27 protein-coding genes and 6 tRNA genes are annotated in these 23,647 nt (G+C 64.5%); 11 read left to right on the top strand and 22 right to left on the bottom strand.

Going from position 1 to position 23,647, the window contains the following annotated elements:
- The first annotated feature begins 34 nt into the window (after nucleotides 1-34).
- The 8 genes from AC5P5X_RS14090 (at nucleotide 35) to AC5P5X_RS14125 (ending at nucleotide 2,581) form a co-directional block, all read left to right on the top strand.
- Nucleotides 35-111 (top strand) — tRNA-Pro (locus AC5P5X_RS14090).
- Nucleotides 112-150: 39 nt separating this feature from the next.
- A tRNA-Arg gene (locus AC5P5X_RS14095) sits at nucleotides 151-227 on the top strand.
- A gap of 143 nt (nucleotides 228-370) precedes the next feature.
- Nucleotides 371-1,108: a BPL-N domain-containing protein gene (locus AC5P5X_RS14100; protein WP_043033730.1), complete on the top strand. Its 738-nt coding sequence runs from the start codon at nucleotides 371-373 to the stop codon at nucleotides 1,106-1,108.
- Between the two features lie 193 nt (nucleotides 1,109-1,301).
- Nucleotides 1,302-1,378 (top strand) — tRNA-His (locus tag AC5P5X_RS14105).
- A gap of 79 nt (nucleotides 1,379-1,457) precedes the next feature.
- Nucleotides 1,458-1,533: transfer RNA gene (locus AC5P5X_RS14110), tRNA-Lys, on the top strand.
- A 197-nt stretch (nucleotides 1,534-1,730) separates the two neighbouring features.
- Nucleotides 1,731-1,806, top strand: a tRNA-Lys gene (locus tag AC5P5X_RS14115).
- A 272-nt stretch (nucleotides 1,807-2,078) separates the two neighbouring features.
- Nucleotides 2,079-2,384, top strand: a complete 306-nt coding sequence (locus AC5P5X_RS14120; protein WP_043033729.1) for a hypothetical protein — start codon at nucleotides 2,079-2,081, stop codon at nucleotides 2,382-2,384.
- Nucleotides 2,385-2,494: 110 nt separating this feature from the next.
- Nucleotides 2,495-2,581 (top strand) — tRNA-Leu (locus AC5P5X_RS14125).
- A 59-nt stretch (nucleotides 2,582-2,640) separates the two neighbouring features.
- Here the strand turns inward: AC5P5X_RS14125 and AC5P5X_RS14130 are convergent.
- The 11 genes from AC5P5X_RS14130 to AC5P5X_RS14180 form a co-directional block, all read right to left on the bottom strand.
- Entirely contained in the window at nucleotides 2,641-3,885 is a 1,245-nt protein-coding gene (locus tag AC5P5X_RS14130; protein ID WP_049417433.1) for a tyrosine-type recombinase/integrase, read from the bottom strand.
- Nucleotides 3,886-3,951: 66 nt separating this feature from the next.
- Nucleotides 3,952-4,326, bottom strand: a complete 375-nt coding sequence (locus AC5P5X_RS14135; RefSeq protein ID WP_005412378.1) for a winged helix DNA-binding protein — start codon at nucleotides 4,324-4,326, stop codon at nucleotides 3,952-3,954.
- 739 nt (nucleotides 4,327-5,065) lie between these two features.
- Complete coding sequence (locus tag AC5P5X_RS14140) at nucleotides 5,066-5,206, bottom strand: hypothetical protein (RefSeq protein ID WP_005412379.1); 141 nt, start codon at nucleotides 5,204-5,206, stop codon at nucleotides 5,066-5,068.
- A 241-nt stretch (nucleotides 5,207-5,447) separates the two neighbouring features.
- Nucleotides 5,448-6,068: an antirestriction protein ArdA gene (locus AC5P5X_RS14145; RefSeq protein WP_032961789.1), complete on the bottom strand. Its 621-nt coding sequence runs from the start codon at nucleotides 6,066-6,068 to the stop codon at nucleotides 5,448-5,450.
- A gap of 63 nt (nucleotides 6,069-6,131) precedes the next feature.
- Nucleotides 6,132-6,392 (bottom strand): hypothetical protein, encoded by a 261-nt coding sequence (locus AC5P5X_RS14150; protein ID WP_032961791.1) that lies wholly within the window; start codon nucleotides 6,390-6,392, stop codon nucleotides 6,132-6,134.
- The gene (locus AC5P5X_RS14155; protein ID WP_032961794.1) at nucleotides 6,389-6,571 is read right to left on the bottom strand and encodes a hypothetical protein; all 183 of its coding nucleotides are present in this window, start codon (nucleotides 6,569-6,571) and stop codon (nucleotides 6,389-6,391) included. The genes AC5P5X_RS14150 and AC5P5X_RS14155 overlap by 4 nt, the downstream gene beginning before the upstream one ends.
- Nucleotides 6,568-7,008 (bottom strand): hypothetical protein, encoded by a 441-nt coding sequence (locus AC5P5X_RS14160; RefSeq protein WP_005412383.1) that lies wholly within the window; start codon nucleotides 7,006-7,008, stop codon nucleotides 6,568-6,570. The genes AC5P5X_RS14155 and AC5P5X_RS14160 overlap by 4 nt, the downstream gene beginning before the upstream one ends.
- Nucleotides 7,008-7,331: a hypothetical protein gene (locus AC5P5X_RS14165; RefSeq protein ID WP_005412384.1), complete on the bottom strand. Its 324-nt coding sequence runs from the start codon at nucleotides 7,329-7,331 to the stop codon at nucleotides 7,008-7,010. The genes AC5P5X_RS14160 and AC5P5X_RS14165 overlap by 1 nt, the downstream gene beginning before the upstream one ends.
- Nucleotides 7,332-7,383: 52 nt before the next feature.
- Complete coding sequence (locus tag AC5P5X_RS14170) at nucleotides 7,384-7,983, bottom strand: DNA polymerase III subunit beta family protein (RefSeq protein WP_005412385.1); 600 nt, start codon at nucleotides 7,981-7,983, stop codon at nucleotides 7,384-7,386.
- 64 nt (nucleotides 7,984-8,047) lie between these two features.
- Nucleotides 8,048-8,218 (bottom strand): hypothetical protein, encoded by a 171-nt coding sequence (locus tag AC5P5X_RS14175; protein WP_004154558.1) that lies wholly within the window; start codon nucleotides 8,216-8,218, stop codon nucleotides 8,048-8,050.
- A 68-nt stretch (nucleotides 8,219-8,286) separates the two neighbouring features.
- Nucleotides 8,287-8,448 (bottom strand): hypothetical protein, encoded by a 162-nt coding sequence (locus AC5P5X_RS14180; RefSeq protein WP_154267699.1) that lies wholly within the window; start codon nucleotides 8,446-8,448, stop codon nucleotides 8,287-8,289.
- Between the two features lie 1,075 nt (nucleotides 8,449-9,523).
- Between AC5P5X_RS14180 and AC5P5X_RS14185 the strand changes: the two genes are divergently transcribed.
- The 3 genes from AC5P5X_RS14185 (at nucleotide 9,524) to AC5P5X_RS14195 (ending at nucleotide 10,891) form a co-directional block, all read left to right on the top strand.
- Nucleotides 9,524-9,853, top strand: coding sequence for a hypothetical protein (locus AC5P5X_RS14185; protein WP_032961796.1), 330 nt, complete (start codon nucleotides 9,524-9,526; stop codon nucleotides 9,851-9,853).
- A gap of 215 nt (nucleotides 9,854-10,068) precedes the next feature.
- Entirely contained in the window at nucleotides 10,069-10,401 is a 333-nt protein-coding gene (locus AC5P5X_RS14190) for a hypothetical protein (RefSeq protein ID WP_043033726.1), read from the top strand.
- Nucleotides 10,402-10,489: 88 nt separating this feature from the next.
- Entirely contained in the window at nucleotides 10,490-10,891 is a 402-nt protein-coding gene (locus tag AC5P5X_RS14195; RefSeq protein WP_125899042.1) for a response regulator, read from the top strand.
- A gap of 21 nt (nucleotides 10,892-10,912) precedes the next feature.
- Here the strand turns inward: AC5P5X_RS14195 and AC5P5X_RS14200 are convergent, their stop codons facing one another.
- The 11 genes from AC5P5X_RS14200 to AC5P5X_RS14250 are packed head-to-tail and all read right to left on the bottom strand — an operon-like array spanning nucleotide 10,913 to nucleotide 23,641.
- The gene (locus AC5P5X_RS14200) at nucleotides 10,913-11,365 is read right to left on the bottom strand and encodes a hypothetical protein (RefSeq protein ID WP_005412387.1); all 453 of its coding nucleotides are present in this window, start codon (nucleotides 11,363-11,365) and stop codon (nucleotides 10,913-10,915) included.
- Nucleotides 11,362-11,670, bottom strand: coding sequence for a hypothetical protein (locus AC5P5X_RS14205; protein WP_005412388.1), 309 nt, complete (start codon nucleotides 11,668-11,670; stop codon nucleotides 11,362-11,364). Before AC5P5X_RS14205 ends, AC5P5X_RS14200 begins: the two co-directional genes overlap by 4 nt.
- Nucleotides 11,671-11,679: 9 nt before the next feature.
- Nucleotides 11,680-12,177, bottom strand: coding sequence for a hypothetical protein (locus AC5P5X_RS14210; RefSeq protein WP_065426719.1), 498 nt, complete (start codon nucleotides 12,175-12,177; stop codon nucleotides 11,680-11,682).
- Nucleotides 12,174-12,365: an LPXTG cell wall anchor domain-containing protein gene (locus AC5P5X_RS14215; protein ID WP_005412390.1), complete on the bottom strand. Its 192-nt coding sequence runs from the start codon at nucleotides 12,363-12,365 to the stop codon at nucleotides 12,174-12,176. The genes AC5P5X_RS14210 and AC5P5X_RS14215 overlap by 4 nt, the downstream gene beginning before the upstream one ends.
- An 8-nt stretch (nucleotides 12,366-12,373) precedes the next feature.
- On the bottom strand, nucleotides 12,374-14,038 hold the full coding sequence (terL, locus tag AC5P5X_RS14220) for a phage terminase large subunit (RefSeq protein ID WP_032961836.1): 1,665 nt from the start codon (nucleotides 14,036-14,038) through the stop codon (nucleotides 12,374-12,376).
- Nucleotides 14,039-14,046: 8 nt separating this feature from the next.
- Complete coding sequence (locus AC5P5X_RS14225; RefSeq protein WP_032961803.1) at nucleotides 14,047-14,292, bottom strand: DNA packaging protein; 246 nt, start codon at nucleotides 14,290-14,292, stop codon at nucleotides 14,047-14,049.
- Complete coding sequence (locus AC5P5X_RS14230; RefSeq protein WP_005412393.1) at nucleotides 14,289-14,558, bottom strand: phage holin family protein; 270 nt, start codon at nucleotides 14,556-14,558, stop codon at nucleotides 14,289-14,291. The genes AC5P5X_RS14225 and AC5P5X_RS14230 overlap by 4 nt, the downstream gene beginning before the upstream one ends.
- A gap of 26 nt (nucleotides 14,559-14,584) precedes the next feature.
- A complete protein-coding gene (locus AC5P5X_RS14235) occupies nucleotides 14,585-15,070 on the bottom strand; it encodes a hypothetical protein (protein WP_126411773.1) in 486 nt (161 codons plus the stop codon).
- Nucleotides 15,070-17,874, bottom strand: a complete 2,805-nt coding sequence (locus AC5P5X_RS14240) for a tail fiber domain-containing protein (protein ID WP_049427184.1) — start codon at nucleotides 17,872-17,874, stop codon at nucleotides 15,070-15,072. Before AC5P5X_RS14240 ends, AC5P5X_RS14235 begins: the two co-directional genes overlap by 1 nt.
- Before the next feature lie 25 nt (nucleotides 17,875-17,899).
- A complete protein-coding gene (locus AC5P5X_RS14245; RefSeq protein WP_005412396.1) occupies nucleotides 17,900-20,437 on the bottom strand; it encodes a phage tail fiber domain-containing protein in 2,538 nt (845 codons plus the stop codon).
- Between the two features lie 39 nt (nucleotides 20,438-20,476).
- A complete protein-coding gene (locus AC5P5X_RS14250) occupies nucleotides 20,477-23,641 on the bottom strand; it encodes a hypothetical protein (RefSeq protein ID WP_005412397.1) in 3,165 nt (1,054 codons plus the stop codon).
- Nucleotides 23,642-23,647: the final 6 nt, after the last annotated feature.

Raw genomic sequence — 23,647 nt, forward strand, 5'->3', positions numbered from 1 at the left:
GCTCCCCGGGCCTGGCCCGAGGGGATTGCAAGACCGGGGTATAGCGCAGTCTGGTAGCGCGCCTGCTTTGGGAGCAGGATGTCGGGGGTTCGAATCCCTCTACCCCGACCAATCCCACATCACGTCGGATTGGACACCGTTCCGGTCCGGGCGCCCGTAGCTCAACTGGATAGAGCACCGGCCTTCTAAGCCGGCGGTTACAGGTTCGATTCCTGTCGGGCGCGCCATTTCACCCATCTCCTGCAGGTCCTGTTGTTACCGGCCTCTGCCTGGTCCTGCGCTGTGTTGGCGCGCATTCAATCTGGTCCGTCGTGGCCGATGCATAGTCGGCCTGCCCCATGCCGGGGTGACTGCGCTGAGCCATCCCTTGATGAACACCGTTGCGCGATCGCGCTGTCTGCTGCTGGCGATGGGCCTGGGGCTTGCCGTGCAGGCGTCCGCCAATGCCCCCGTGATTGCGGTCTACCGCGGCGAGGCCGGTTGCCCAGGGTGTTCGGAGGCCGTCGAACAGGCCATCCATCGTTCGCGTCCGGACTATCACGTGGTGTTCGTCGGCCCGGGCGAGGCCGTCGATGTCGATTCGCTGGCCACGTCGCGCTACCGGGCCTATGTGCAGCCGGGGGGCGGGCAGGACATCGACGCCGCGATGGCGGCGATGGGCGAAGAGGGGGCGGCAGTCATCCGTCGTTTCGTCGATGCAGGCGGAACCTACATCGGCCTGTGCATGGGGGCCTACCTGGCCGGTGCATCGCATCTGGGCCTGCTGGCGCAGGACCTGGACGCCGAGGCCGGCAGGCCGGGATTCCCGGTGCAGGATGAAGACGATGCCGTGATTCCCGTCGTCTGGGACGGGCGTCGCCAGACGGTGTACTTCCAGGACGGTCCCTACCTGCCCAAGGCGCCACGCGACCAAGGGTTCAAGGTGATTTCCCGCTACACCAATGGCGACATTGCGGCTGCGTCGTATCGCCACGGGAAGGGCAGGGTGGTGCTGTCGGGACCCCATCCGGAAGCGCCGACGCAGTGGTTCAAGATGGCGGAAATCCCGCTTTCGCAGATGCCGTCGGCCGATCTGTTCAAGTCACTGCTGGATGAGGATCGGCGCTGAGGCGGGCGCGTGCGCAGCGCGACGCGGGCCGGAATGGCGACCGGCACATCAATGTGAAGAAATGCTTGCAATTCCTTCGCGACTCCCGGAAAATGCCGGACTCGCTTCAGGGGACGGCCTTCTGGTCCCACCCGGTCGCAACGCATCAGGTTCCACTGCTGGCAGCATCGGCAGGGGAGCAGAAGTTTCAGTGGTGGCTGTAGCTCAGTTGGTTAGAGTACCGGATTGTGATTCCGGTGGTCGGGGGTTCGAATCCCCTCAGCCACCCCACTGATTCAACCGTATCGGCGCTGCCGAAACGGTATTGCAATAAACAGAATGCACGCTACAATGTGCGTCTGAGTTTCACGGGCCGTTAGCTCAGTTGGTAGAGCAGTTGACTCTTAATCAATAGGTCCAAGGTTCGAATCCTTGACGGCCCACCAAGACGGAAGCCACCTGGTACGCCAGGTGGCTTTTTTCTTATAAGTGTGACCCCATCATTTCGATGGATCACGCGCTGAAGCGCTCCGCCTGGCGGGGTTCTGCAGTAGCAGCGGGACCGCAGCGCTGGTTTCAACGATGTTGAAAAAAGTGCTTGCACCCACCGAGCGGATCGGGTCATAATTCGCGCCCCGATTTCGGGCTGTTAGCTCAGTTGGTAGAGCAGTTGACTCTTAATCAATAGGTCCAAGGTTCGAATCCTTGACAGCCCACCAGACGAAAGCCACTTGGTCAGCCAAGTGGCTTTTTTCTTGCCTGTGGCCGGGCTGAGGGCGCCAAGTCGCCAAGCCGGTAGATCCATGTCATGCGTGGAGAAGGCGGAGGCCGCATCCACGCATGGCGTGGATCTACTGAAGCGATGATGAAACCGGGGTCACATGCGTCATCAGTGTTTTCAATGCTGTGCGCTGTTTCTCATCGCATCGCGTCCTGCATCGCACCCAATGGTTCTTCCGCGCCGATGGCGCATGCATGAAGGACGATCCTGATGGGTGATATCAATCGACTGCGCCCGGTGCTGTTGTTGTCGTTCGCGCTGGCGGCGCTCGCTGCCTGCAGCCAGCCCGGCGACCCGGCACAGACCGTGCAGCGCGACACCGATGCGCTGCACGCTCCCGCCGCGCCAGTCAGTGAGGCGATGCAGATGCAGCCGACGGCGCCAGCTGAAGGCGTGACCCGGCCCGAGGCGGTGCAGTTGCGCAGGACCAGCGACGGGGGCGTTGAAATCCGCAAAGTGGACGCAGTGTCCGGGCACGGTGCCGACACGGCACGCGTTGAACCTCAGCAGCACTGATCCACGGTCACTCCGGGCGGCGGCCGGTCGCCCGGAGTGACGGATTCAGCTTTGTGCAGGCCTTCCGCTTCCGGCCCCCGCCTGCGACAATGAACACCTGTGCCGGCCACGCGAAAGTGGCGGAATTGGTAGACGCCCTGGATTTAGGTTCCAGTGAGGGTGACCTCGTGCGGGTTCGAGTCCCGCCTTTCGCACCATCTGGCCGAGCACAGATTGCCTAAGTGATTGAAAAATAAGCTGGCGACGGTCAGTTGTCCTATTGGATTCCCGCTTTGGCAATTGATCCCTGTCTCGGAACGTCACCTGTTCCGTTCGAGGCGGCTGGGAGGCGGAACTGCTCCAGTGCAGACATGCCTTGGAGCGATTGCTCGGCCAGTACCTTCGCGTAGACCGCTGAGGTGGTCTGGATGTCGCGGTGTCCGAGCCACTCCTGCACGAGCTTGATGTTGCCGGTCGCCAGCAGCAGCCGAGTGGCGCACGTATGGCGGAGCGCATGCGGTACGCACTCCTTCTCGGAAGCGAGATGTGTCCCCTTGATGGCCCATTGCCACAGCCGGTCGGCGCGCGTGCGATTGAGCATCGTGAAGGGGCCGTCCGATGTGGCCGCCAGGGCGTCCTTGCGCCGCTGTAGAACCTCGGCGACACGGGCGGTGCAGGGTAGGGTGCGGGGACGCCCCTTCTTGAGCGTAGCGTGCCGCCAGAAGCGGACGTGGAGCCTTCCGCCCTGATCGACTACTTCGGACCACCGGATGCCGATGGCCTGGCTCATGCGGCAGCCCAGGTCGGCGAGGCACACGAACAGGTCGCGGTAGTCCGCCCCGTCGCGCACCCGTGGGTGCCCTCCGGCAGGGCCGTTCGGGAGCGTGTCCCACTCCAGCAGCCGCGCCAGGATCAATTCCTCGTCCTCAACGTTCAGGACGAACGTGCGTGCGTTGTCCCTCTCGTCGGCCAAGCTGTACTCGGGCAGCTCTCCCAAGAACCGGCCGGCCTTCCTCTCGCGTTTCAGTAGGGCAAGGAGGCACTGCATCTTGCGGTTCACGGTGGCGGGAGCCGCCTTGTCGGCGAGCATGCGCTGCGCCATGTCGTTGACCGCGGCCTGCGTGATGTCGTTGATGGGCGTTTCCTCGCCCAGGTAGCTCTGGACCACCTTGCAGTTGGTACGCACGGTGTCGATGGACCGGAGCTTGCCCCAAAAGTTGCGGTCGTCCAGCGCGTCGTCCATCGCGTCCTTGAGGGTGCGCTGGCGGACCTTGGCCTTCGCCACGGCCATCTGCACCGACCGGGACTTGCCCCGAATCAGCTCCCGCAGCGCGTCCTCTGCAATCTCGGGGTCGTCGCGCAGGGCGTCGAGGACCGCCTGCTCCTTGCGCTCGGCTGCCACGCGGTCGCGGGTGCCGGTGGACAAGCGCACGCGCCGGTATCCCTCCTGCACGTCGAGCATGTAGTAGCGCTTATCGGGCGCACCCGGCTTGGGCGCGGTCCCTTTGAGGCGAAGGGCCATGTGTATCTCCAGAAATGAAAAAGGCCCGCACTAGGCGGGCCTCGGGGCACAACGGGGTGTTGGGGGTTAGGCGGCTGCGACGCGCGCCGTCACCTTGCGGTTGACACGTTCTGCGAGCGAAGCCAGCCAGTGCAGCGCCTTGGTCGTCGGGAAGATCAGGTTGCGCTTGCGGTAGGCGGGATCAGGGCGCTGCTCTAGGAAGTCAGGCCCCGGCTCGCGGTTACGCTTGATAGACGACAGGTCGAGCACATTGCGGCTCACTGCGGAGGGAGAGAGTCCGCCGAGGACGCGCTCAAGGTCCACCTGCTGAATGCCCGGCTCGTCCACAACGGCGAGTAGGGTGAGGATGCGGGTGGCGGTGATGTCCTCGTCGATCTCTTCCCGGAAGGCTGACAGTGCGGTTGTGAGAATGGCCGTCAGTTCTTTCTGCGAGAGATTCATGGTGCGCTCATTTTCCGTAAGGGGATGGTTCCCCCTTGGGAAACCATCAGGGTCTATCTTGGAGCCGCAATGTAAGGATTACAAGGCCCAAGCCAATGTTGATGGCATTCTTGCCAATTTTGTCCATCCAGAAACCACGCTGCCAAGGCGTGGGGGAGGGGTCGATTCCGATCTCATATCCAAAGGCTTTCACGAACAGGTCCAGGTACTTCTGCCCTGCGAAGGGGCCGTCCTGTCCCCTGCTCACGGCGTTGTAATGCGCCGCCACCCCCGGCTGCGCTCCACAAAAAGGTCTTACGTTTCAGTGTTTTAAGAACGGTAGTGCCAGCATCGCCGCCAGGGTCACAATGGCCCCGACCACGGATGCAAAAAACAGTCCTTGCCCTACGCGGACTACCGCGCTGGCTATTGTCCGTCTCACCGTACTCATAGACTGAGAACGCCCCCCTGGTCGTCTGCGGATGCGCAGCCCGACAGCATGACGCTGCCGTCGGGCAGACTACAGGCCACAATGATGGCGCGTCCGTAGGAATCAAGTACCACGGGAGAGATTGATCCCGACTGGTGCAGTGAAGTCATGGCCGCGGGGTCTCCGTTGGGGCCGCGGGTGGGACCGGATACGACACCCGCCAGCCACAGTCCTCGGGGACGACCGAGAACTGGACGCGCTCGTTGAGTAGGCCGAGCATCGCGCGGAGAGCGCCGCGCTTCTCGTTATGGTCGAAATTGATGGTCCGAATCATTCGGGCACCTCGTAGGTCCGTTCATGCAGGACCAAAACCTCCCGCTCGAATACCAAGAACGGGCCGAACTGGTGGACGCGGAGGGCCACGTTGACGATCACCAGGGTCGAGTTTGCGGTGAAATCTGCGTTACGCATATGTAAGTCTCCTGTTATGCAAGTGCTACAAATGGAACAATGAGTGCCAAATATCGAGATTGGCCTTATGATTAGGGCTGAAGGGCGTGATCGCCACTCCCGACCCCAAGGACCGTTCGATGATTGACCCCCGCGTAGAAGTCGCCATTACGGCCCTTCACCTAGTCGTATGGGTGTGGACTAGCTCGGTGCCGGCGCATCGCACATACCTGTATTGGCGCAGGGTCTTGCGGAAGCGGCGTTAGCGGCTCCAGAAGTAGAAGCCGCTCACCTCAAACGCGTCACCGTTGAGCCGAATGTCGCGGCCATAGCTCTCGTAGTCGAAGTAGCGGGAGAGGGCGTCGGGCACGCCGTGGAGAAGCCCCGATTCGTCCACATAGTTCTCGGCAAAGTCGGCCCAGCTATCGAACTGGCCCACGTAGGCTTCGTGGAACTGCTCCACGGTCACATCGTCGAGGCCCTCGTGGTCGCAGAAGGCCGTGTAGGCAGCGCGTTCGGTGTCGTTGTGCAACTCGTCCAGCCGCTCTTGCAATGCGCACAGCTTGTCCAGGTCGGGGTGCTCGCCCCAGGTATCCCCGAACACGTCGTCGTAGTCGTGGACGGCCCACTCCTCGGCGCTGGCGACCTTGCCGCTTCCGCCACACGCCGTGCATTCCGCCCCGCCGAATACTCGGGGGACGTATGTGGTTCCAGTACCGCCGCAATCCGGGCAATCAACGGTCACGTTCGGGTGCGGCGACTCGCGCAGGATGCGGGCAATCTCATCGCGCACGTCGTCGGCGTCGCGTCCCTCCAAGTCGATCCACTCGCCGTGCAGGACGCCAGCGTTATATGAGGCAAGGCAGGCAACGTAGATTTGCATGGTGTGCTCCAGAAATGCGAAGGCCCGCACTAGGCGGGCCTCGGGATCAGGGGTGGTTATCGGTCAGTGCGCCCAATCGGGCTTGACGTTCAGCAGGTAGGCGGCGGCCACTGCGCGGGCGGTGTCCTCGTCGGCCACGTCGGCAATCCACCACCAGCGGTCCTTACCGGCCCAGCGGTAGACGCCCCAAAACTGCGCGGCCATCGGTGCGCAAGGCTCGACGCTCCCGTCGAACTCTTGGCGGGGACCGTAGGAGACCGATCGGTCGCCCAGGGTGACCAGCTTGTCACCGGCAGGTACAGCCAGCTCGTTGTCATTGCTCATTGCGACAGGCCCTTTGCGTGTTCGATGGCGCGATCCAGTGCGCCGGGGATGTTGTGAAAAATGCCGTGGCGTGTCGAGTGGGTGAGGCCGATTTTGTAGACCTCAAAATGGTTCGGCCCCTTGCGCAGCACCCATGCCTTTTCGGTCTCGAACAAGATGTCCTCCTCGCGGTAGCTCATCGCGCGGCTCCCATGCCCTCGGCGATCCATGCGCGGGCCTGCTGCTCGGCGCGGGCCACGCCATCGGCGGTCTCGTGGTTGATGCCGTTCCTCGACAGCCACCCGCCCAGCGGGTCGGCGATGTCGTAGGCCCAAACGCCGCTCCACTGCTCGCCGACCTCCTGCCAGAGGCGGTGCAGCATGCGCGCCACCTCGACAAGAAATTCGGAGTCCTCAATGCCCAGCGGCGCGGTGCTCATCGGCTCGGGCCACGTCCACCCGCTCGCCAGCTGCGCGAGGTCGATGGGGTCGAAGTCGGTATCCCTGATTGCGCGGTTGACCACGGTGGCGAACTCCTCGGCTTGCTGCGGCGTCATCGCGGTCGCCGCCAGTTGTTCGTGATAGCGCCCCGGCTGTGCCAGGAACACGTTGCGGGTTCCGTAGGTGCGCAGTTCCATCACAGCACCCCCAGCCCGCGCAGCACCGGCATCACCAGCGCGTTGGTCTCGTCGTTGTCGCTCCAGTCGCTCGCGGCGTCGTCCCCGTTCTCCCAAATCAGGAGCACAAACCCCGCCTTTGTTGCGTCCGGGCGGTAGAACCGCAGGTGATCGTGGTCGGTAGAGGCGAGGGCCTCCAACACTTCTTGCCGGTCGCGGCTGTGCCGCACCGTGGTTTCTTCGCCGTCGTAGACGCCGAGCGAGTAACCAGCGGCGAGGGCGGCATCCACCAGCGCCACGGCTATGCGCTTCGCGCTCTCGGGGGCGTAGTTGTCGAGGTTCATGGCTTTCTCCGGGCAACAAAAAAGCCGCCTTGCGGCGGCTGATGGGTTCGGGTTAAGCGCGGAGCGCGTCGCTGCACAGGGCTTCCGGGTATGACGAGTCGCGCATTGGCATGACGATCAAAGACGCGCACCTGATGCTCGGATCGGTGATGCCGCCAATACCGAACATGGCCGCCACGTCGCCGCCAGTCACCGGAATCAGTGAAGTGGCCTTGCCGCCGAATGCCTTGCAAATTACACCGGCCGCCTTCACTACGCCTTCGAGGACGGCAGGCGCGAATCCGGACAGCTTGAGTTCGTTCGGCTTGGACACCGCAGCACGCCAGTCCGGGTAGGTTCCATCAACGGCAGCAAACTCAATGGCCTGGCCTCCGCGCTCCGCCTTGAACCGGCTGGCATCGCCCACGGCGCTGAAATAGACATCGCCCTTCATCTTGGCGACCAGCTCGCACGCATTGCGCGGCACGATGATCTTGCCAATGTCCCACGGCAGGCTGGTACGCACCACAAGCATGCGGTGGCCGTCTGTAGCAACGATGATCGCACCATCGGCGTGCGACTCAATCAGCACGCCATTCAAGTAGAAGCGAACGTCATTCTTGGGGGCCACATGCAGAGCGGCGGCGATCAGGGCGGAAGGAATTTTGTTCATAGCTTTCTCCGGGCAACAAAAAAGCCGCCTTGCGGCGGCTTCGGGGGATTGGGGTAGGGCGCTGTTAGAGGAACAGCTTGGTCAGCGTGACGATGCCAGCCACAAAGGCCGTGGCGACCACCAGCGGATACCACCGGGTCTCCATCATCAGCTTGTCGCTCTCGCGGTTGATCTTGCGAATCTCAGCGGTGAGCTTGCGCACTTGCAAGTCCTCCAGTGGTCCATTGGTGCTCATGGTAGCTCCAAAAAAGACCCGCCGTCACACGTCGGCGGGGTGTGGAAAACCGGGTTGACGAAAGGGGATCAGATGACAACGGGGGATGGACAAGGCGCAACTTGGGTGCGGTTCTTGTGTGCCTGGCGCTCCCGCTCGTTGAGTCGGGCGCGGTGCTCGCGGATGCCGCGGCGGATGCAACCGGCCACGTAGTAGTCGCGGGCGGTCATATCAAACGGGATCATCGTCATGGGTTGCTCTCCAGTGAATCGGACCACCAAAACGCCCCATCACAACGGTAGGGGCGCTTTGGCGGTCAGACTCATGCTCGTAAGGCATGGAATCTGACCGTCGCCAGCTTCCGGGAGCGCCTCCAGCTCGCCTAGGAATCCCGTACAGATGGCCCCGCTCTTTCTGGCGGTGACCCGGTATCCGTGGCGGCCTTCATCGGCCCTTACACTTCCCGGCGCGGCTAGTGTTCCCAGCTCCCCGCGTTCTGCCGTGGGCGGCGCTCCTGCCTGCCCCTTTCCTACTGTCCCGACCGCACCCTGCGGCCGTTGTTCGATGGTGGGCATTATGCCCTTTTGCTCCCGGTTTGTCAATCACTCCCGGTAGGGGGATGGTTGAGCCGGACGTTACCTGCGGTGCGCTTAGGGGCCTTTGGGGCTAGTCCTCAGTGCTGGCGGGATAAGCTCTAGGTGCTGTCGATCCATCGGTCGCACGTCTGTCGCCGCCTTTTCCGCTGCCGCCGTGTTGCTGGCGACGGGTATAGATTAGATCAATCCCCGCATGGCTGTCAATACCCCGATGGCAACGATTTTGGATGGTCGCAGGGAGCGCCTAGCGCGCGCGTGGGGAGCTTCTATAGGCGGGGCGGTAGGGGTGCCCGTGGCGGGCCTTGCGTGGGCCGTGGTGGCGCATTGGCTGGCCGTGGTGGGCGGCAGGTGGGCATAGGCCGGGCAGGGTGTGCCGAGGTGGTCGGCAGGTGTGCCGAGGTGGTGCCGAGGTGGGCGCGTGGCGGTCAGGGCAAAAAGACAGATAGGGACAGACAGGGGCGCGAACGTTTGAGCGCGGATGTCCGCAGGTTGCCCAGGTATCGCATGGGATTGCCTAGGCACTGGATACCTAATCCGGTGGTTCACCTTTGGAATCAGTAGGTTAGCCGAGGTGGTGACGCCGCAGGTGACGCGAAGGGGGCGCATCGTGCCTTACGCTACAGGGGGCGACCCCCTACGGGGGGTGATCGCGCCGTTCCAAGTAGTTGGATACTCCTTCGGAAATTTGCCGCAAACCTTTCGACCACCTCTGTCACTTCGAGGAGACGTTATGTACGCCCGCCGATACACGATAAGAACCGCTACCGCGATCACCGTCCTGGCCTTAGTGCTCGCAGGACTCCCTGCCGCGTACTTTCAGACCGGCGTAAGGAGCGCTGAGGAGTTGCGTTCCTGGAACGAGCAGATCATCGAGAACGACGCCTCGCCGCAGGTGTTGGTTGATGAGGCGGTGCGGACGTTTGACGCCGCGACGAATGACCTCATCAGCAACCGCAATTCCCGCAACCTGTTTCTCCAGCTCGCTTTGGGCATCCCGGCGCTCGCTTGGATTGGTGCGGGCGTGGTGCTATGGGTCATCAAGGATGGGACGGAGGTCTAGTCCGCCGCAGTGGCACCCAAGGAGGACAGAGGAACACCCCAGGAGTGCATAGGAGAACTGTAGCTCTACTTGATGGTGAATACCAATGAATAGAACTCTATAGTCCTGCTAGAGTAATACTTAGGTCTTACTATGATAGCACCCTTGTCAAGCCCTCCCAGTGCTCCGTGGTCGAATAAACTTAGCGGTTGGCATAGACATTACAACGAGCATCTATGGCATCGCTCAATACCCTCCTCATTCGCTTGGCGGCGCTGGTCACTGTCCTCTCGCTGGTCTGTGCTGGAGTGCCCGCCGCATATCAGCACGCGAAGCTTCGAGCAGCACGGGAGCTGGTCGAACGTACCCGCGAGGTCATAAACGATGACACGACCTCGTACAGCGTGGTGGCCGATGCGGTGCCAATTCTGGATTCTGCACTGACTGAGGCCGCGCAGCACGAGCACATGAGAGGCCTACTCGTGGAATTCACGATTGGCGTCCCGCTGATCGTTTGGTTTGTCGTCTTGGCTGTAATGTGGTGGTTCAAGGATGAAGAATTGGCGTGATAGCTGAACTGTTCACTTTCAGGTAGAGTCGTTTCCTGTCTTTTAACTGGCCGTCGTGTACGGTACGAACCGTTTGGGGAACGTAGGCGTGGGAGAACGCGCGATGGCTACGGATGCATACAGCCAGGGTCGGCTCGGCTCGTTGTTGGTCATGGAAGATGATCCTGACCTCTCAGGGATGTTGAAGGAAATCCTGGCGATGCAGGGTTACGAGGTCGATGTGGTCGCCTCCGCTGCCGATGCATTCGACCGCATAGAGGCGAAAGCATTTCACGCGGCGATCTTAGACATCCAGACGCAGGACGGAGCATCAATGTCCGTCGCCGATTACCTGCTGTCGCACCGAATTCCCTACATGTTCGCGTCCGGGGTGCCGAACCCGCAGCTCCCTGACGCTCACCAGTGGGCGACCTTTCTCCCGAAGCCGTACCGCATCAAAGAACTCATGAGCGCCCTTGATAGGACTCGCCAAATCGGCATTCCTGTTTAGGCGCGTCCATGCGCCAGTAGTTCAGGTCCGGCGTTTTAGGAAACGCTTTGTAACCGTGTCGTAGGTCTGCACCGGAGGACCGCTGTAGAGGTCCGTCGAGCAGGCCATGAGGACTGCTTCGGTCGCGTTGTGGCCTGCCTTCATGGCGGCCAGGGCAATCGCACCACCACTACCGGCGACGAGGAAGTCGCGCCGGAGGTCGAGAGGGAGACCGTCGTGGTAGAAGGCCACCGGGTTGTCCCGCAGGCCGACCACGAGGATCGTGTACTCGCCCTTGGTCAGTTCGTCGAATCCCTCCGACAGCTCGCGCACGGCTCGCTGGATGTGGGAAGTGGTGCCCGCGCCGAACACCACCAGGTCGCGCCCGGTGGTGTCGGTGGTGCGGTAGAACTTCTCCTCCTCGTACCGCAGATCACCAGCGGTGACCTGCGAGTCGATAGCAACGAGCCGGCCGTCAAAGGCCAGCGTGGTCACTGCTTGATGTGCTCCCGCCAGTAGCTCGGGGTGAACGCAGCCCACTCGATGTCGTTCACGTCATCCCACAGGCGCTCCGCGGCATTCCGCAGGTGCTCCCACAGGCCGCCGAGGACGACGTAGGGCAGCGCCAGGAACACGACGACGAACAGCCAGCCGGTGTAGGTGCGACGGGAGGTCTCGCGCAGGCGCTCCAGGAGCCACTGCGAGGCGAGGGCAATGCGTAGCGCTACGTACCCCTTAGCGCGCTCGTAGGCGCGCACCAGGCGCTCGCTGGCGCGGTTGTAGATGGTCTTGAAGTTCATGGGTTCCGGTTAGGTGTTGCGGATGGTTGCCAGGGCCTTCGCGTAGAGCGCGTCCCAGGTGTCACGGTGCGGCTTGCCCGGCCGCCAGTTGCGGACGTAGTAGTCCCATGCGGCCTGGGGGTTACCCAGGGCGGGCAGCGGACGCGGATCGGTGAACAGCAGCAGGCGAGCGAACGCACAGGCGAGCACGTCGTCGGAGGCGAGCGCCTCGTTGACCGCAGCGGTCGAGGGACGCTCCAGACGCGCGGAGACGAGCTGTGAGGCGCGTGCGGAGGTCGCCGGGTGACGGAGTACACCTGCGGTGCCGCCGCCCGCCTCGAACTGCCAGAAGCCGCGTGCGGGGCCTTTGATCTGCCTGCGGTGCTCGAAGCGAGATTCCTGGAGACCAATGGCGAGCAGCATGACCTTCGCTTCGGGAGTGAAGGCCACGCCGGGGAGCAGCCGGGCCGCCGCGGGGATCAGGTTGTCCCTGACCTCCACGAGGCTCGGCAGCTTTGCGTCGGTCATACCGGCGCGTAGGGGTTCGACTGGCCGCCCTGGGTGTGGCAGCAGGGAGCGTGGTTGCAGTCGCACGGCGTTACCGGCGCGGGTGCGCTCGGGCCGTCGTTGTCGTCGTCGTTCTTGCGGCGCAGGAACAGGTACAGCAGGCCAGCGGCGGCGAGCGCCATCAGCCACGCAGCGAGCGTGTTGGACATTGGGTCTCCTACAGGATGTCGAGGTAGTTGTCGGGTGACGGCATGCGGCCGGTCACGGACTGGATGAAGGAGGCGTACTCGCGGTCGAGCAGCTCCTCCAGGTAGCGCTGCTCCTCCTTGGACACGTCTCGGGAGAGCTGGTCGGCCCAATACTTCACGGCCATCGCCAGCGCTTCGAGGCGGTCGTCGTGGCGCAGTGCGCCGCGGTCGCGCGTGATGCGCGTCAGCTGGTAGCACAGCTGGTACTTCTGTTCGGACTTCTGATCGGCGCGGATGATCGAGGCATCGACCACCAGGCGGTGCTGGTTCAGCACCGGCTCCAGCACGTCGATGATTCGGTTCTCCTTCGAGGTGCCGTAGTGCTTCACCTCCTCGATGGAGCACGGGTACACGCGCGCCAGGACGCCGGAGAGCATCTTGGCGAACATGCCGTCACCGAAGTTCGCCTCAATGAGGACTGCGGAGACCTTCTCGGCGCGCGCGATGTGCGCCAGGGTCTCCAGCGTGTCGTCGTCGTAGCCGCCCTTGGTCGCACCAGCGCGGCGCGCGTAGAGCATGCCGCGAAGCATGCCGACGACCGCGTAGCCGGTTTCGTCGCCACCTCGGCCCGAGGGGTCGATGGCGAGTACCTTGCCGGTGAACTCCTCCATTTCCGAGGCGAGGTACATGGGCCGGTACAGGCGGTCGCCAGTGAAGCCCACGGACGGGATGTCGCTGACGATGTACTCCGGGCCGCTGCTGTAGACCACGCGGATCGGAGCGACCTCGCGGTCCACGTCCATCACGATCAGGTCGGACAGCTTGAGCGGGTACTTCTCGGCGTCGGACAGCGACGCATCGAGCATGAACTGGAGCATGAAGCCGGAGCGTCCGTAGGACGCCTCGCGCTCCATCAAGTCCTCATCGGAGAAGCGGACGCTCTCGCAGTTCTTCCAGGCGAGCTTGGGGTTCGCGTCGAACGCATCGGCGATCATCGGCGCGAGGCGGTCGCCGTACACCTGACGGTGCTTGGTGTCCTTCGGGTAGCGCGCAGGCCAGATGCGGATGACGTAGCCGCGCTCGGGCAGCTTGTTGTAGAGCGACTCCTCGGTCTGCGGAGTGCCGAGGTAGATGATCTCGCCGCCAGGCTTGAGCACCGCGTCGAACTCCTTGACCAGCTCGGCGAGCTTCTCGCGCTGCACGACGGTCATGGAGTTCTTTGGGACTTCGATGTCGTCCGCGATGATGGTGTCGGCGCGGGAGCCGGTGAGCTGGCCGTTGATGCCGACCGACTTCACCGAGGGCGACTGATCGGGCTGCGCGGGACCGACATCGAACGCCAGGTTCGAGTTGCGCTGGTCGGGACGCGGGCGCAGGTGTTGCAGCTCAGGCAGGGTTTCGATCAGGCGCTTGACGAACACCGAGAACGCATCGGCGCGTTCCTTCGATGCCGAGACCACCATGATCTTGTGCTGGGGGTCTTTCCAGAGGAGCCAGCAGACGTAGGCGGCCGTCACCCAGGACTTGCCGACGCCGCGGTACGCCATGATGACGCGACGGCGCGGGCCGGTTTTCAGGAACTCGCAGATGTCGTACTGGATCGGAGTGGGGCTTGGTAGCCCCAGCTCCTTCCAGACGTACCAGGCGAAGTTGCGGAAGTCCTCGAAAGGGTGACGAACGTGGAGGCTCGTCATGCCCTCCATCAGTTCAGCCGCCCATCCTCAGCGGGATCGAACGGGAACTCGGACACCTTGTCGGCCAGCTTGCCCAGCGGTGAGCCGGGCGGCGTGGCCGCAACGTCGATGCCGTTGTCCTTGAGAAACTGCCGGGCCACGTTGAGGATCGAGGCCAGGCCCTTCGCGTCCGACTCCATCGAGTCGATGGTGTCGGCGAGCTTGTCAGCGACTGCGGCGTGCAGTCGCTCCAAGGCATCCTTGGGGGCGGTCACTTGTTGACGACGCGGTTCAGTACGGTCTCCAGCGCGGACGTGCCGAGCGACGCCAGGATGCACGCGAGCGCGACCTGGGCGACGAAGGAGACGCCGGGGATGAAAATGACGATGGCACCAGCGGCAAGGCCGGTAGCGCCAGAGAGGATTGCGCGGCCGAGCGCCTGCTTCCAGGTGATCGGATCGTTCGACGTGAGCATCTTTGCGATGCCCACGATGAGGCCGACGCCCGCGAGAGCGCCGACCAGCTTCACTTCATCGTGCATTAGGTCTCTTGTAGGTGGTGGATGCGTTAGAGCGGACGACCGAAGCTGTACTCGTAGTTGCCGGTCAGGGTGATCTGCGTGACGCCATCGGTGACGACGACTGTGAACTGCCCCATGCGGGAGGTGTTCCGCCCAGAGGCGGTCACAGTGCCACCGAGGCCGCTGCCGGAGATCGACGCGCCGCCTGTGACGGAGCGGGAGACCACGGAGTAGTTGCCGGTGCCGCCCGAGCAATAAACGCTGAACGACTCGCTGACCGTGCCGTTGGTGGACTGAGGCCAGTTACCCATCAGGTAGCTCGGCGACAGCGATGCTTGGAACGGCGTCGCCTTGACCGCGTTGTAGAACTGCGAGGCGTAGATCGGGCCGCTCGTGGGGACGCCGTAGTTGGCCGGAACGTCGGGCACCAATCCACGTCCTCGGTAATACTGGTCCGCGTAGATCGGGTAGCCGCCGCCAAACTCGGCGCGGATCATTTCCCAGGAGATAGGGCCGGAGCCGGGGAGGGCCATCAGGCACCTCCCCCAAGGTCCGCGACGCGCTTACGCAGCGCCTGCACCTCAGCGATAAGGAAGGGAATAGCCTTCTCCCACTGGATCGTCTTGATGCCGTTTGCGTGCGTGGCGACCATCAACGAGTAGACCTCCTCGGCCTCCTGCGCGATGCCGCCGACCTCGTGATCCGCGCTCGGGTGGAACGTGGGATTCAGCTCGGCGATTGCCTTGGCATCCCAATCGAACTCGCGTACACGGAAGCGGTCGAAGAAGTCGGCCACCTTGGAGGCCGAGGCGTCCACGATGTTCTTCTTTAGACGCGCATCGGACGCATAGGCGACGATGTTGCCCGTGGCGACCCAATTGTTGCTGCCGTCGCGGTAGGCGCACCACGAGAAGGCGTTGCTGGCGAGGAAGCCGTGGTTGTTGTCGTTGCAATGGAGCCAGTGCGTGGTCCCGTTGTCGGAGTCGTAACAGGTGATGGTTGGCGAGTAGCTCTCCAAACGGAGGTCGCCACCGCTACCGCCTGGGCCAGCGATAAGGAATCCCTTGCCGCCGTAGGTGCGAACCCAGGTGCTGTCCTGCATCCAGATGCCGCCGCCGTGCGCTTCCGAGTACCAGCCGGTGCCGGACTGCTGGGAGCGGAACCAGCCAGCGTTGAGGTAAATCTGATCGCCGACCGTCAGGCGGCCCGCAATGTTCGCAGCACCGTTCCAGTACAGGTTGTACCAGCTGTTCGTGTTCACGCGGGTGATCGAGCAAACGTCATCGCCAGCGCCGTTCGTTCCGTGGATGTACGCGGTTCCCGCTGCACCCATGCCGGTCAACCGCAGCGGCGCGCCATAGGCCAGAGTGACCTGCCCGGTGAAGGTTGCGCCACCCAGGCTCGCCTTGCCGTCCAGTGCGGACTGGAGGCCGCTGACGTTTGCGATGGTGTGCGTGTGACCGGCGTCGGCCTTTCCTGCCGGGTTGAAGTTCGCCGAGGTCCAGACGGTGCCGCCAGCGTTGAGGGACGCGACGCCACCCGTGCCATCGCCGAATCGGAACTCCAGCGAGTTCGCAGCTGGCGGCACGTACACATAGCGATCCAGCGACCCCAGGTACATGACGCCGGACGTGGCCTCGCCGCCAAATCCCTGCACACGAATCTGCCCGGAGGCGAACGTCTTGACGCCACCGATGGACTGATCGTCGGTCACGTTGACGACGTTGGCGATCTCGGCGGCGGTATGCGTGTGGCCGATTGCCGACTTCCCGTCGAGCGCCGCTTGCAGCCCGGTTACGTTTGCGATGGTGTGCGAGTGGGACGCCGCCGCTTTGCCGTCGAGCGCGGACTGGAGGCCGGTCACGTTGGCGATGGTGTGCGTGTGCGTCGCCGCCGCCTTGCCGTCGAGCGCCGTCTGCGTCGCGGTGCTGATCGGCTTGTCGAGGTCGGCGGTATTGTCCACCTTGTCGAGGCCGACCTGCGCCTTGGTGTGCGTGTGGGTGCTCGGCGGGTAGGTCGTCGGCTTCCCGGTGACGTGGGTGTTGAAGTCCACGTCGTCGCGGGTCGCCAGCGCGCCCAGGCCGCCGATGTCGCCAGCCACGAGGGTCACGTCGCCCTGCTTACCGGCGACGCTGGTGACCTGATCGGTGTTGTCGATCTTCTCCCAGGTAGCGCCGTAGAGCGCCTGGTCGCCGACTCGCCAGTGGATGTCGCCCACAGTGCCTTCGCCGACCACCTTGTAGAAGTGACCCTTCACCGGGTTGGCCGGGAACGCACCAGTGCCGGCATCCCACGATCCCATGTAGACCAGCGAGCCAGTGACGGCAGCCTGCGCCTGGGCGGCCCAATGCTTCGCCGAGAACTCGCCCGGCGAGACCTCGGTGCCCTGCGGCGCGTTCGCGTACAGGCCAGCCTTGTCGCGGGCAGCCTCGGCAGCGGCCTTGGCCGACGATGCGGTCTGCGCCGAGATCGAGGCGGCAGACGCCGAGCCGGACGCAGCGGAGGCATGACCGGCTGCGGTGGTCGCCGAGCCAGCAGCCTCGCCAGCCTTGGTCGCCGCGGCGGACGCCTGGGCTTCCGCCCGGTTGGCCTGGGTGGTCGCCTGAGTGACCGAGGTCGCTGCGGCGGTCGCGCTGTCGGCGGCTGCGGCAGCCGATGCTGCGGCAGCGGTGGCGTCAGCTTCCGCGCGGTCGGCCGCGTCGGTCGCATAGCCCAGGATGGTCTGCGCCTGATCCCGTGACGTGGCGGCAGCAGTCGCCGCTGCTTGCGCGTCGGAACGCGCCTGACCCGCTGCGGTGGCCGACGTGCCCGCCTGGCTTGCGGAGCCAGCCGAAGCCAGCGCCGAGGTGGCCGAGGCCGTCGCCGAAGCGGCGGCGTCCACTGCGGAGCTTGCCGCCTCGGTCGCGCTGTCGGAAGCCTCGGCCGCCTTGGCAGCAGCGAAGGTCGCCGCGTCGGCGGTGGCCTGCACGTCGTCGTCGATGCTCGCGGCGGATTCCGCAGCGCGCACGGCGGATGCTTCGGCAGCGTCGGCGAAGCCAGAGGCGTCATCTGCGGACGCCTGCGCGGCGTTCGCCATGCCGGTTGCCACGGACACCAGGTCGCGCACCTGCACGACCGAGCCGGTCAGCTCGTCGGTCAGCCCGGCCACGTCCTTCTGGAGCTGCGGGAACGAGAGGAGGGTGTGGTTGTTGCCCAGGCCGTCCGTCACGACGACGGTGCCTTCCTCCTGAGTCAGCAGCGCGATCATCTGATTCTCGCGCCGGTTCCAGCGGTCTACCAGCGTCGAGAGGCGCGAGGCCAGCTCGGCGTTGGAGACGTAGCCGGGGGTAGTGCTCATGCGGTGCTTGGGTTCTCTCTGAGGGTTATCGGATGCCGAAGGCGAAGCCGCCAATCGACGTGATGAGGTAGTTCGGGTAGGCCGGGGCGTCGTAGCCGTGGACCTGCGGAGGCGGGCTGGATGCGCGGCACCGCACGCGGAATGCGCGGGCACCGCCTGTCCATGCGCCGGACGCCGAGAGCGTCACCGACTGCTCGTAGGTGTAGAAGTTGGACGCGGTGAAGGTGTTGCCGTCGCCGCCCATCTGCTGAATCAACGCGCGGTACATCGGCGGCTCGTGCGAGGCGATGACGACCCACACAGAGTCGCGCAGCTCCTCCAAGATGACGTGCAGCCCGTAGACGCGCGTGTTCGCGGTGACGGTCACCGACACGGAGGGCGTATGACCCTCGCCAGCCAGCACCGGAGCGCCGAGCCAGAACTCGTGGATCGCCACCCAATCGCCGAGCGGGATGAAGTTGTTGCCCGCCTGGTAGCAGAGGCTCGTTGCCCCGGTCCACCACACGCCGGTCGCCGACTGGAACTGCCCAACGATGTTGGGAGCATTGACGCGGCCTCGGAAGAACGCGCCGCCGTTGCGGTCCACGTAGAACACCGCGTTGTTGGCGTTCTTCGCGCCGGAGCCGACCCACAGGGGCCAGTCGCCGAGGTTGGAGATTTCCACGCGGAACTCGGCAGCGTTGACGATGTTGCCGTTGCCGTCGAGGGTGTGGGTCTTGAACGTGCCGCCGTTGATCGTGCCTGCGTTTGCCGTGAGCGCGGCCAGGGAGTTCACCCTGATCTTGTCCGCAGTGATCGTCCCGTCCACCACCAGCGCACCCTGGATGCCCACGGTGGACTGGCCGCCGACAGTGCCGATCACGAACGGATACTTGATGCTCGCCAAGGTGCCGCCCGAGGTGTACTGCGGGTGGACGAAGGCGAAGCGATCCGCGGTGACGATGAAGTCGCTGCCGGTCTGCGGGTTGGCGGAGAGGGCGATACCGGCGACCACGGGGACGCCGTTGATGGTGCCCGCGTTGATCTTGACCGAGTAGTTGGCCTGCCACTGACCGTACATGCCGGAGTGCTGCCCGGCGACCACGTTGAACTCCTGCCGGATGGTGGCGAAGTCGCCGTCCTTGAACGCCTGGACCTGCGTGGCCGCGATGGCCTGTGCCTGCTCGGCGGTGATCTTGGTGGTGTTGAGCTGCTGCACCAGCGCGCCGGTCGGAGAGGTGACATCCAGGTCGGCCTTGCGCCAGCCGGTGCCATCCCAAATCTGCGTCAGGTACGCGCCGGTCTGCACGGTCTTGACCCAAAAGGTCGGAACCTTGAAGCCGCCAGCGGGCGGGGAGGGCTGCGCGTCCGAGAAGATCGTCGGCGCGGTGCTGGTCTCCAGCGTGGATACCTGGGAAGCCAGGGCTTCGCGCGCGGACGCTTCGGTGTCGATGCGCTGCTCGAAGGCGGCCGAAACCGCCGACACCTGGCCGTCGATCTCATTGGCAATCCCCTGCGGCACGTTCGCGCCGTAGCTGGCCGCCATCTGCTGTCGGAATGCCGTGTTGGCACCCTCGGCGTCCGTCAGGGCTTCGGTGGTCTCGGCCAGGCCAGCGATGTTCTCGCCGTGGCGGACTACTGCCGTCTCAACGTCGGACACGCGGGCCTTGGTTGCGTCAACCTCGGCCATGACCGCGGTGCGGACCTGCGCCGCGCTGTCCTCGATCTCTGCGCCGAGGCGCTGCTCGGTGGCCGCACGCGCCGCTTCGGTGGTGCTCTCCACCTCGTCGATGCGCTGGTTGAGCGCTGCGGAGATCGTCTTGCCGTTCTCGACCACCTGGCCTTGCAGCTCGGTGATCGCCTCGACGCGCGCGGAGCGCTCGTCAGCGATGGCGCGATTGACCTCCAGGAATCGTGCCTGGCTACTTTGCTCGCCGTAGTCCACCCGCGCGAACAGGTCGATGATCTGCTGCGCGATGACCTTGTTGCCTTCGGTCAGCAGTCCGATCTCGTGGGTGGCCGTGCTGATCTTGTCGCCATAGTCGCGCTGCACGTCGAAGAACTCGTGCGAGCGCATGATTTCCTCCAGGATCGCCTCGGCGTTCACGTCGATAAGGTCGATGCGGGTCAGCAGGTCTTGCAGTGCTGGCGAGCGGAGGAGCTGCTCGATGATTGCGTTGAGGTCCGGGTCGCCACCGGGGTTACCGGGGCCGCCACCGGGGAGGCCGCTGCCACCACCGAACTCGGCGAGTTCCTGGTGTGCGTACAGCAGTTGGCGGAACGACTTGGACAAGTCGCGCGCCGGGAGGTTTGCGCCTTCCTTGTAGTTGACCAGGAGGGCGTCAATCGGCGTGAATCGCCGGATGGTCACAGTGTAGGGTGCGTCGAGCACGCCATCCTGCGACGGAATCTCGATGGTGCTGGCGTCCACCCACGACACGGAGACAGCGCGGGCCGCGTCCGGTTCACCGACGAACGCCCGGATGTGTTCGCGGGCGATGTACGGGAACGGCACGGTGAACCGCGTAGGGCCTCCCTCGTAGGTGTAGAGCACGAAGGAAAGGCCGCGCGATAGTTCGATCATGCGTCCTCAAAAAGGTGGAGGCCCCGAAGGGCCTCCTGGTTACGGTCGATCAGTCCCGTCCTTGCGGTCAGGGAACTGCTGTAGGGCTTGATCCGCGATGTTGCGGACGCCCGTCATGTTGTTGAACCACCAAATCTTCCAGAAGTCGCGCATCTGCTTCTCGGTGATCTCCTCATCGTCGCGGATGGCCGAACCGATCATCCGCGTGCTGCCGTAGACCTTGTTGAACAGGTCGATGGACGGGATGCCCATCACGCCGTTCTCCAGGCCGGTCGAGCGGTTGTTGGCGAACACCGGGTCGTTACCCAAGGCGTCCGCCCACACGGCGTCGGTGACCGCGGGGATCACGTTCGACCAGCTCGATTGCGCGACAGCGTTCTTGTAGAAGTTCTCCTGCGTCAGCTGCTTCTTCCGCTGTTCGGGGTTGCCCGCAGTGTTGATGTACGTGCGAGCCGCCCAGCCCATGCCTGCTGCCGAAGTGGACAGCACGACCATCGCGTAGGTGCGCCAGTCGTCGTAGTGGTGGACGGAGTTCAGGAAGTGGCGGGTGTAGCTGTTGACCATGAAGCTGCGGAACTGCGTGACGATGCGGCCGGTGGTGGAGTGCATCAGCTCGATGCTGTCCGAGGCGTCACCTTCGAGAACCTGGTGTCGCGTCACGCGGAACAGGAAGGCCGCCATGCGCTCGCGCGTCTGGAACGGCAGCTTGTCCGGGTCGATCTGCTCGATCTGCCGCTTGCCTTTGAGGTAGCCGAACACGTCGGCCTGGGCCTTCTCGTCGAGGCCCCAGGTGCGCAGGCGGGCCACTTCGGCGTCCGACAGCTTCTTGGCGTTCGCCATGTCCAGCAGCCGCAGCAGCGTGGCGCGACCGGCGATGCGTTGGAGCATCGTGTTGATCGGGGCCATGCCGGATGCGACCGAGGTGACGTGCGTCGCCATGTTCATCGCGTTGTCGATCTTCTCGCCGTGCTTGACGTTGAACGTCTGCGGCACTAGCGCATCCTCGTCCAGGCGCAGGAACGGCGGGTTGCGCAGCCAGTCGGTGCCGGGTGCGAACAGCCGCTCCATGACGCGCGCCTCCTGCGAGGACAGCTTGCCGTCAGCGCCGCGCACCAGGAAGTCGCGGGCGGCACCCACGGAGTTCCAGAAGTTGCGGAGACCGGCATGCGCGATGGTCGGGCCAAGCTCGGCGAACAGCGAGAAGCCGACCTGGTTCATCACGCGGGCGAAGTTCCAGTTGCGCAGGAACCGCGCGTAGCGTGCGCCTCGGCTGGCGGGATCGAGTTCGGTGCTGCGGCCGAAGGTGGACTTGAGGCCGATGTCGATCAGGCGCTCGATGTCCTTCACGTCGTCGCCGGACTTGCGGGCGTCGCTCTTGAGCTTCGACACGAAGCGGTCGAGCTGTGCGCGGTTCTTGATGCCAGCCTTCGACGACAGCGCCGACCAGCCGGTGATCTCGCGCATGTAGCGGGTCATCACCGAGTCCACGTCGTTGTCGAACAGGTCGGCCATCGAGACCTGCACGTCCTCGCCAGCCTCGTTGCGGATGGTGGTGGAGTAGGTCTCGTCGAGGTCGATGCGCTTCTTCGCGCGGTCGAGCTTGCCCGACTCGTAGGTCTTGCGCTCCAGCTTGGACAGTAGCTCTTGCGACCGCACGGGCGAGACGCCCGCCTCGGTCAGCATGTTGCCGATCTCCTCGACCGAATCGCTGTCCAGCGGGCGGACCAGCAGGTCCATCCCGTCGCCCTCGAAGTTCGCTTGGGCGCGCTTGAGGTAGGAGCGTGCAACCGCCCCGAGCAGCTCGTCGTCGATCTCGTCGCCTTCGTCGGTGGTGGCCTCCCAGGCGCGACGCATGGCGGGCTTGATGAGCTGCTCGATCACGTCGTCCTGGTGAAGCTGCATCTCGCCGAACAGGCGCTTGAAGCCCTTGCCACTCCAGTAGCGCGGCAGGTAGCTGCCGTTCTGCGCCACGTTGGCGAAGCCGTCGAGGTTGCTGTCCTGCGCCAGCTTGAGCGCATCGCGCATCGCCTTGGCGACGCTGCCGGCCGCCTTGGCGGCTTCCGGTGATACGTCAGGCGCACCGCGCACGGCACGGCCGACCTCCTCGTTGAACTTTGCGCGCTCGGAGAAGTTCCACCAATGGGTGCCTGTCCGTTGCTTGTAGGCGTCCCATGCGGCGTTCACTCCGCTCCGCCATTCCGTCTCCATGACGGCCAGGTGGCGCTTGGCGAACTCGCTGGTGGACTCCTGGACCGCGACGGAGCGATCGGTGTAGCCGACGCCATCGCGGAACAGCAGGCGGCCCGCCTCGCGCACCAGCGGCGACTTGGCGCTACCCATGCGGGCAGCAAGGTCGCGGCGGACGGTGGCGAAGTGGGGCGTGATGTGCGCGTTGACCAGCGCCTTGTCGGTGAACTCCTGCTCGAATGCGCTCTCGTTGCGCAGCGGGAGGACGCCTGGCGTGAGGTCGTTGGCGGCGGTGCCTGCCACGCGGGCGGCGGACAGCGAGTCGTCACCGGCCAGCCGCTTCACCACGTCAGGCTTCACCTCGCCGTCGAACAGGGCACCCCGGCGAGCGCCGAGGGCACCACCGAACGCGAACGACAGGGCGGCGCTCTGCACGCCATCCGCGAGCGTCTGCTCGGGGTCGTAGGTGGAGGTTGCGGCCGACATCAGCGCGGAGGTGCCCGCAGCCTGTAGACCGGAACGCACCGCGTTGGCGAGGCGTCCGGCCTTGGCTGCGTACCCCAGGCCGCCCGTGGCGAGATCGAGGCCGGTTGCCACCGGGTCGGTGAAGCCGAGGGCGATCTGTCCGCCCAGGCCGAACTGCGCCAGGTCGTCGTCCGCCATCTGATTCATAAAGGCCACGGATTCCAGATAGGAGAGGTGCTCGTCGGACGTGGCCCGGCCGAACAGCTCCCACTGCTCCGGGCGCAGGCCCATCGACTCCCAGCGCTTGCGCGCGTCTGCGGGAATGCGATAGCCCTGCTGCGGCTCGTAGCCCAGCTCGGTGATGAAGCGGTCGATGAAGCCGATGCCGCCCTTTGCCTGGGCAGCGCCCCATCCGTCCCATACGGTCGTCTGATCCTTCCGGCGCTCCGCGGCCTCTCGCTGCTCCTTGCGCTCGCGCACGGCTTGCACGATGGGCTGCTGGGTTGCCGGCTTGACGATGTTCTCGTCTGCGCCGGGTAGGGATTCAAACATGCGGTC

Source organism: Stenotrophomonas sp. YJH_SMC_91, from assembly GCF_059368495.1.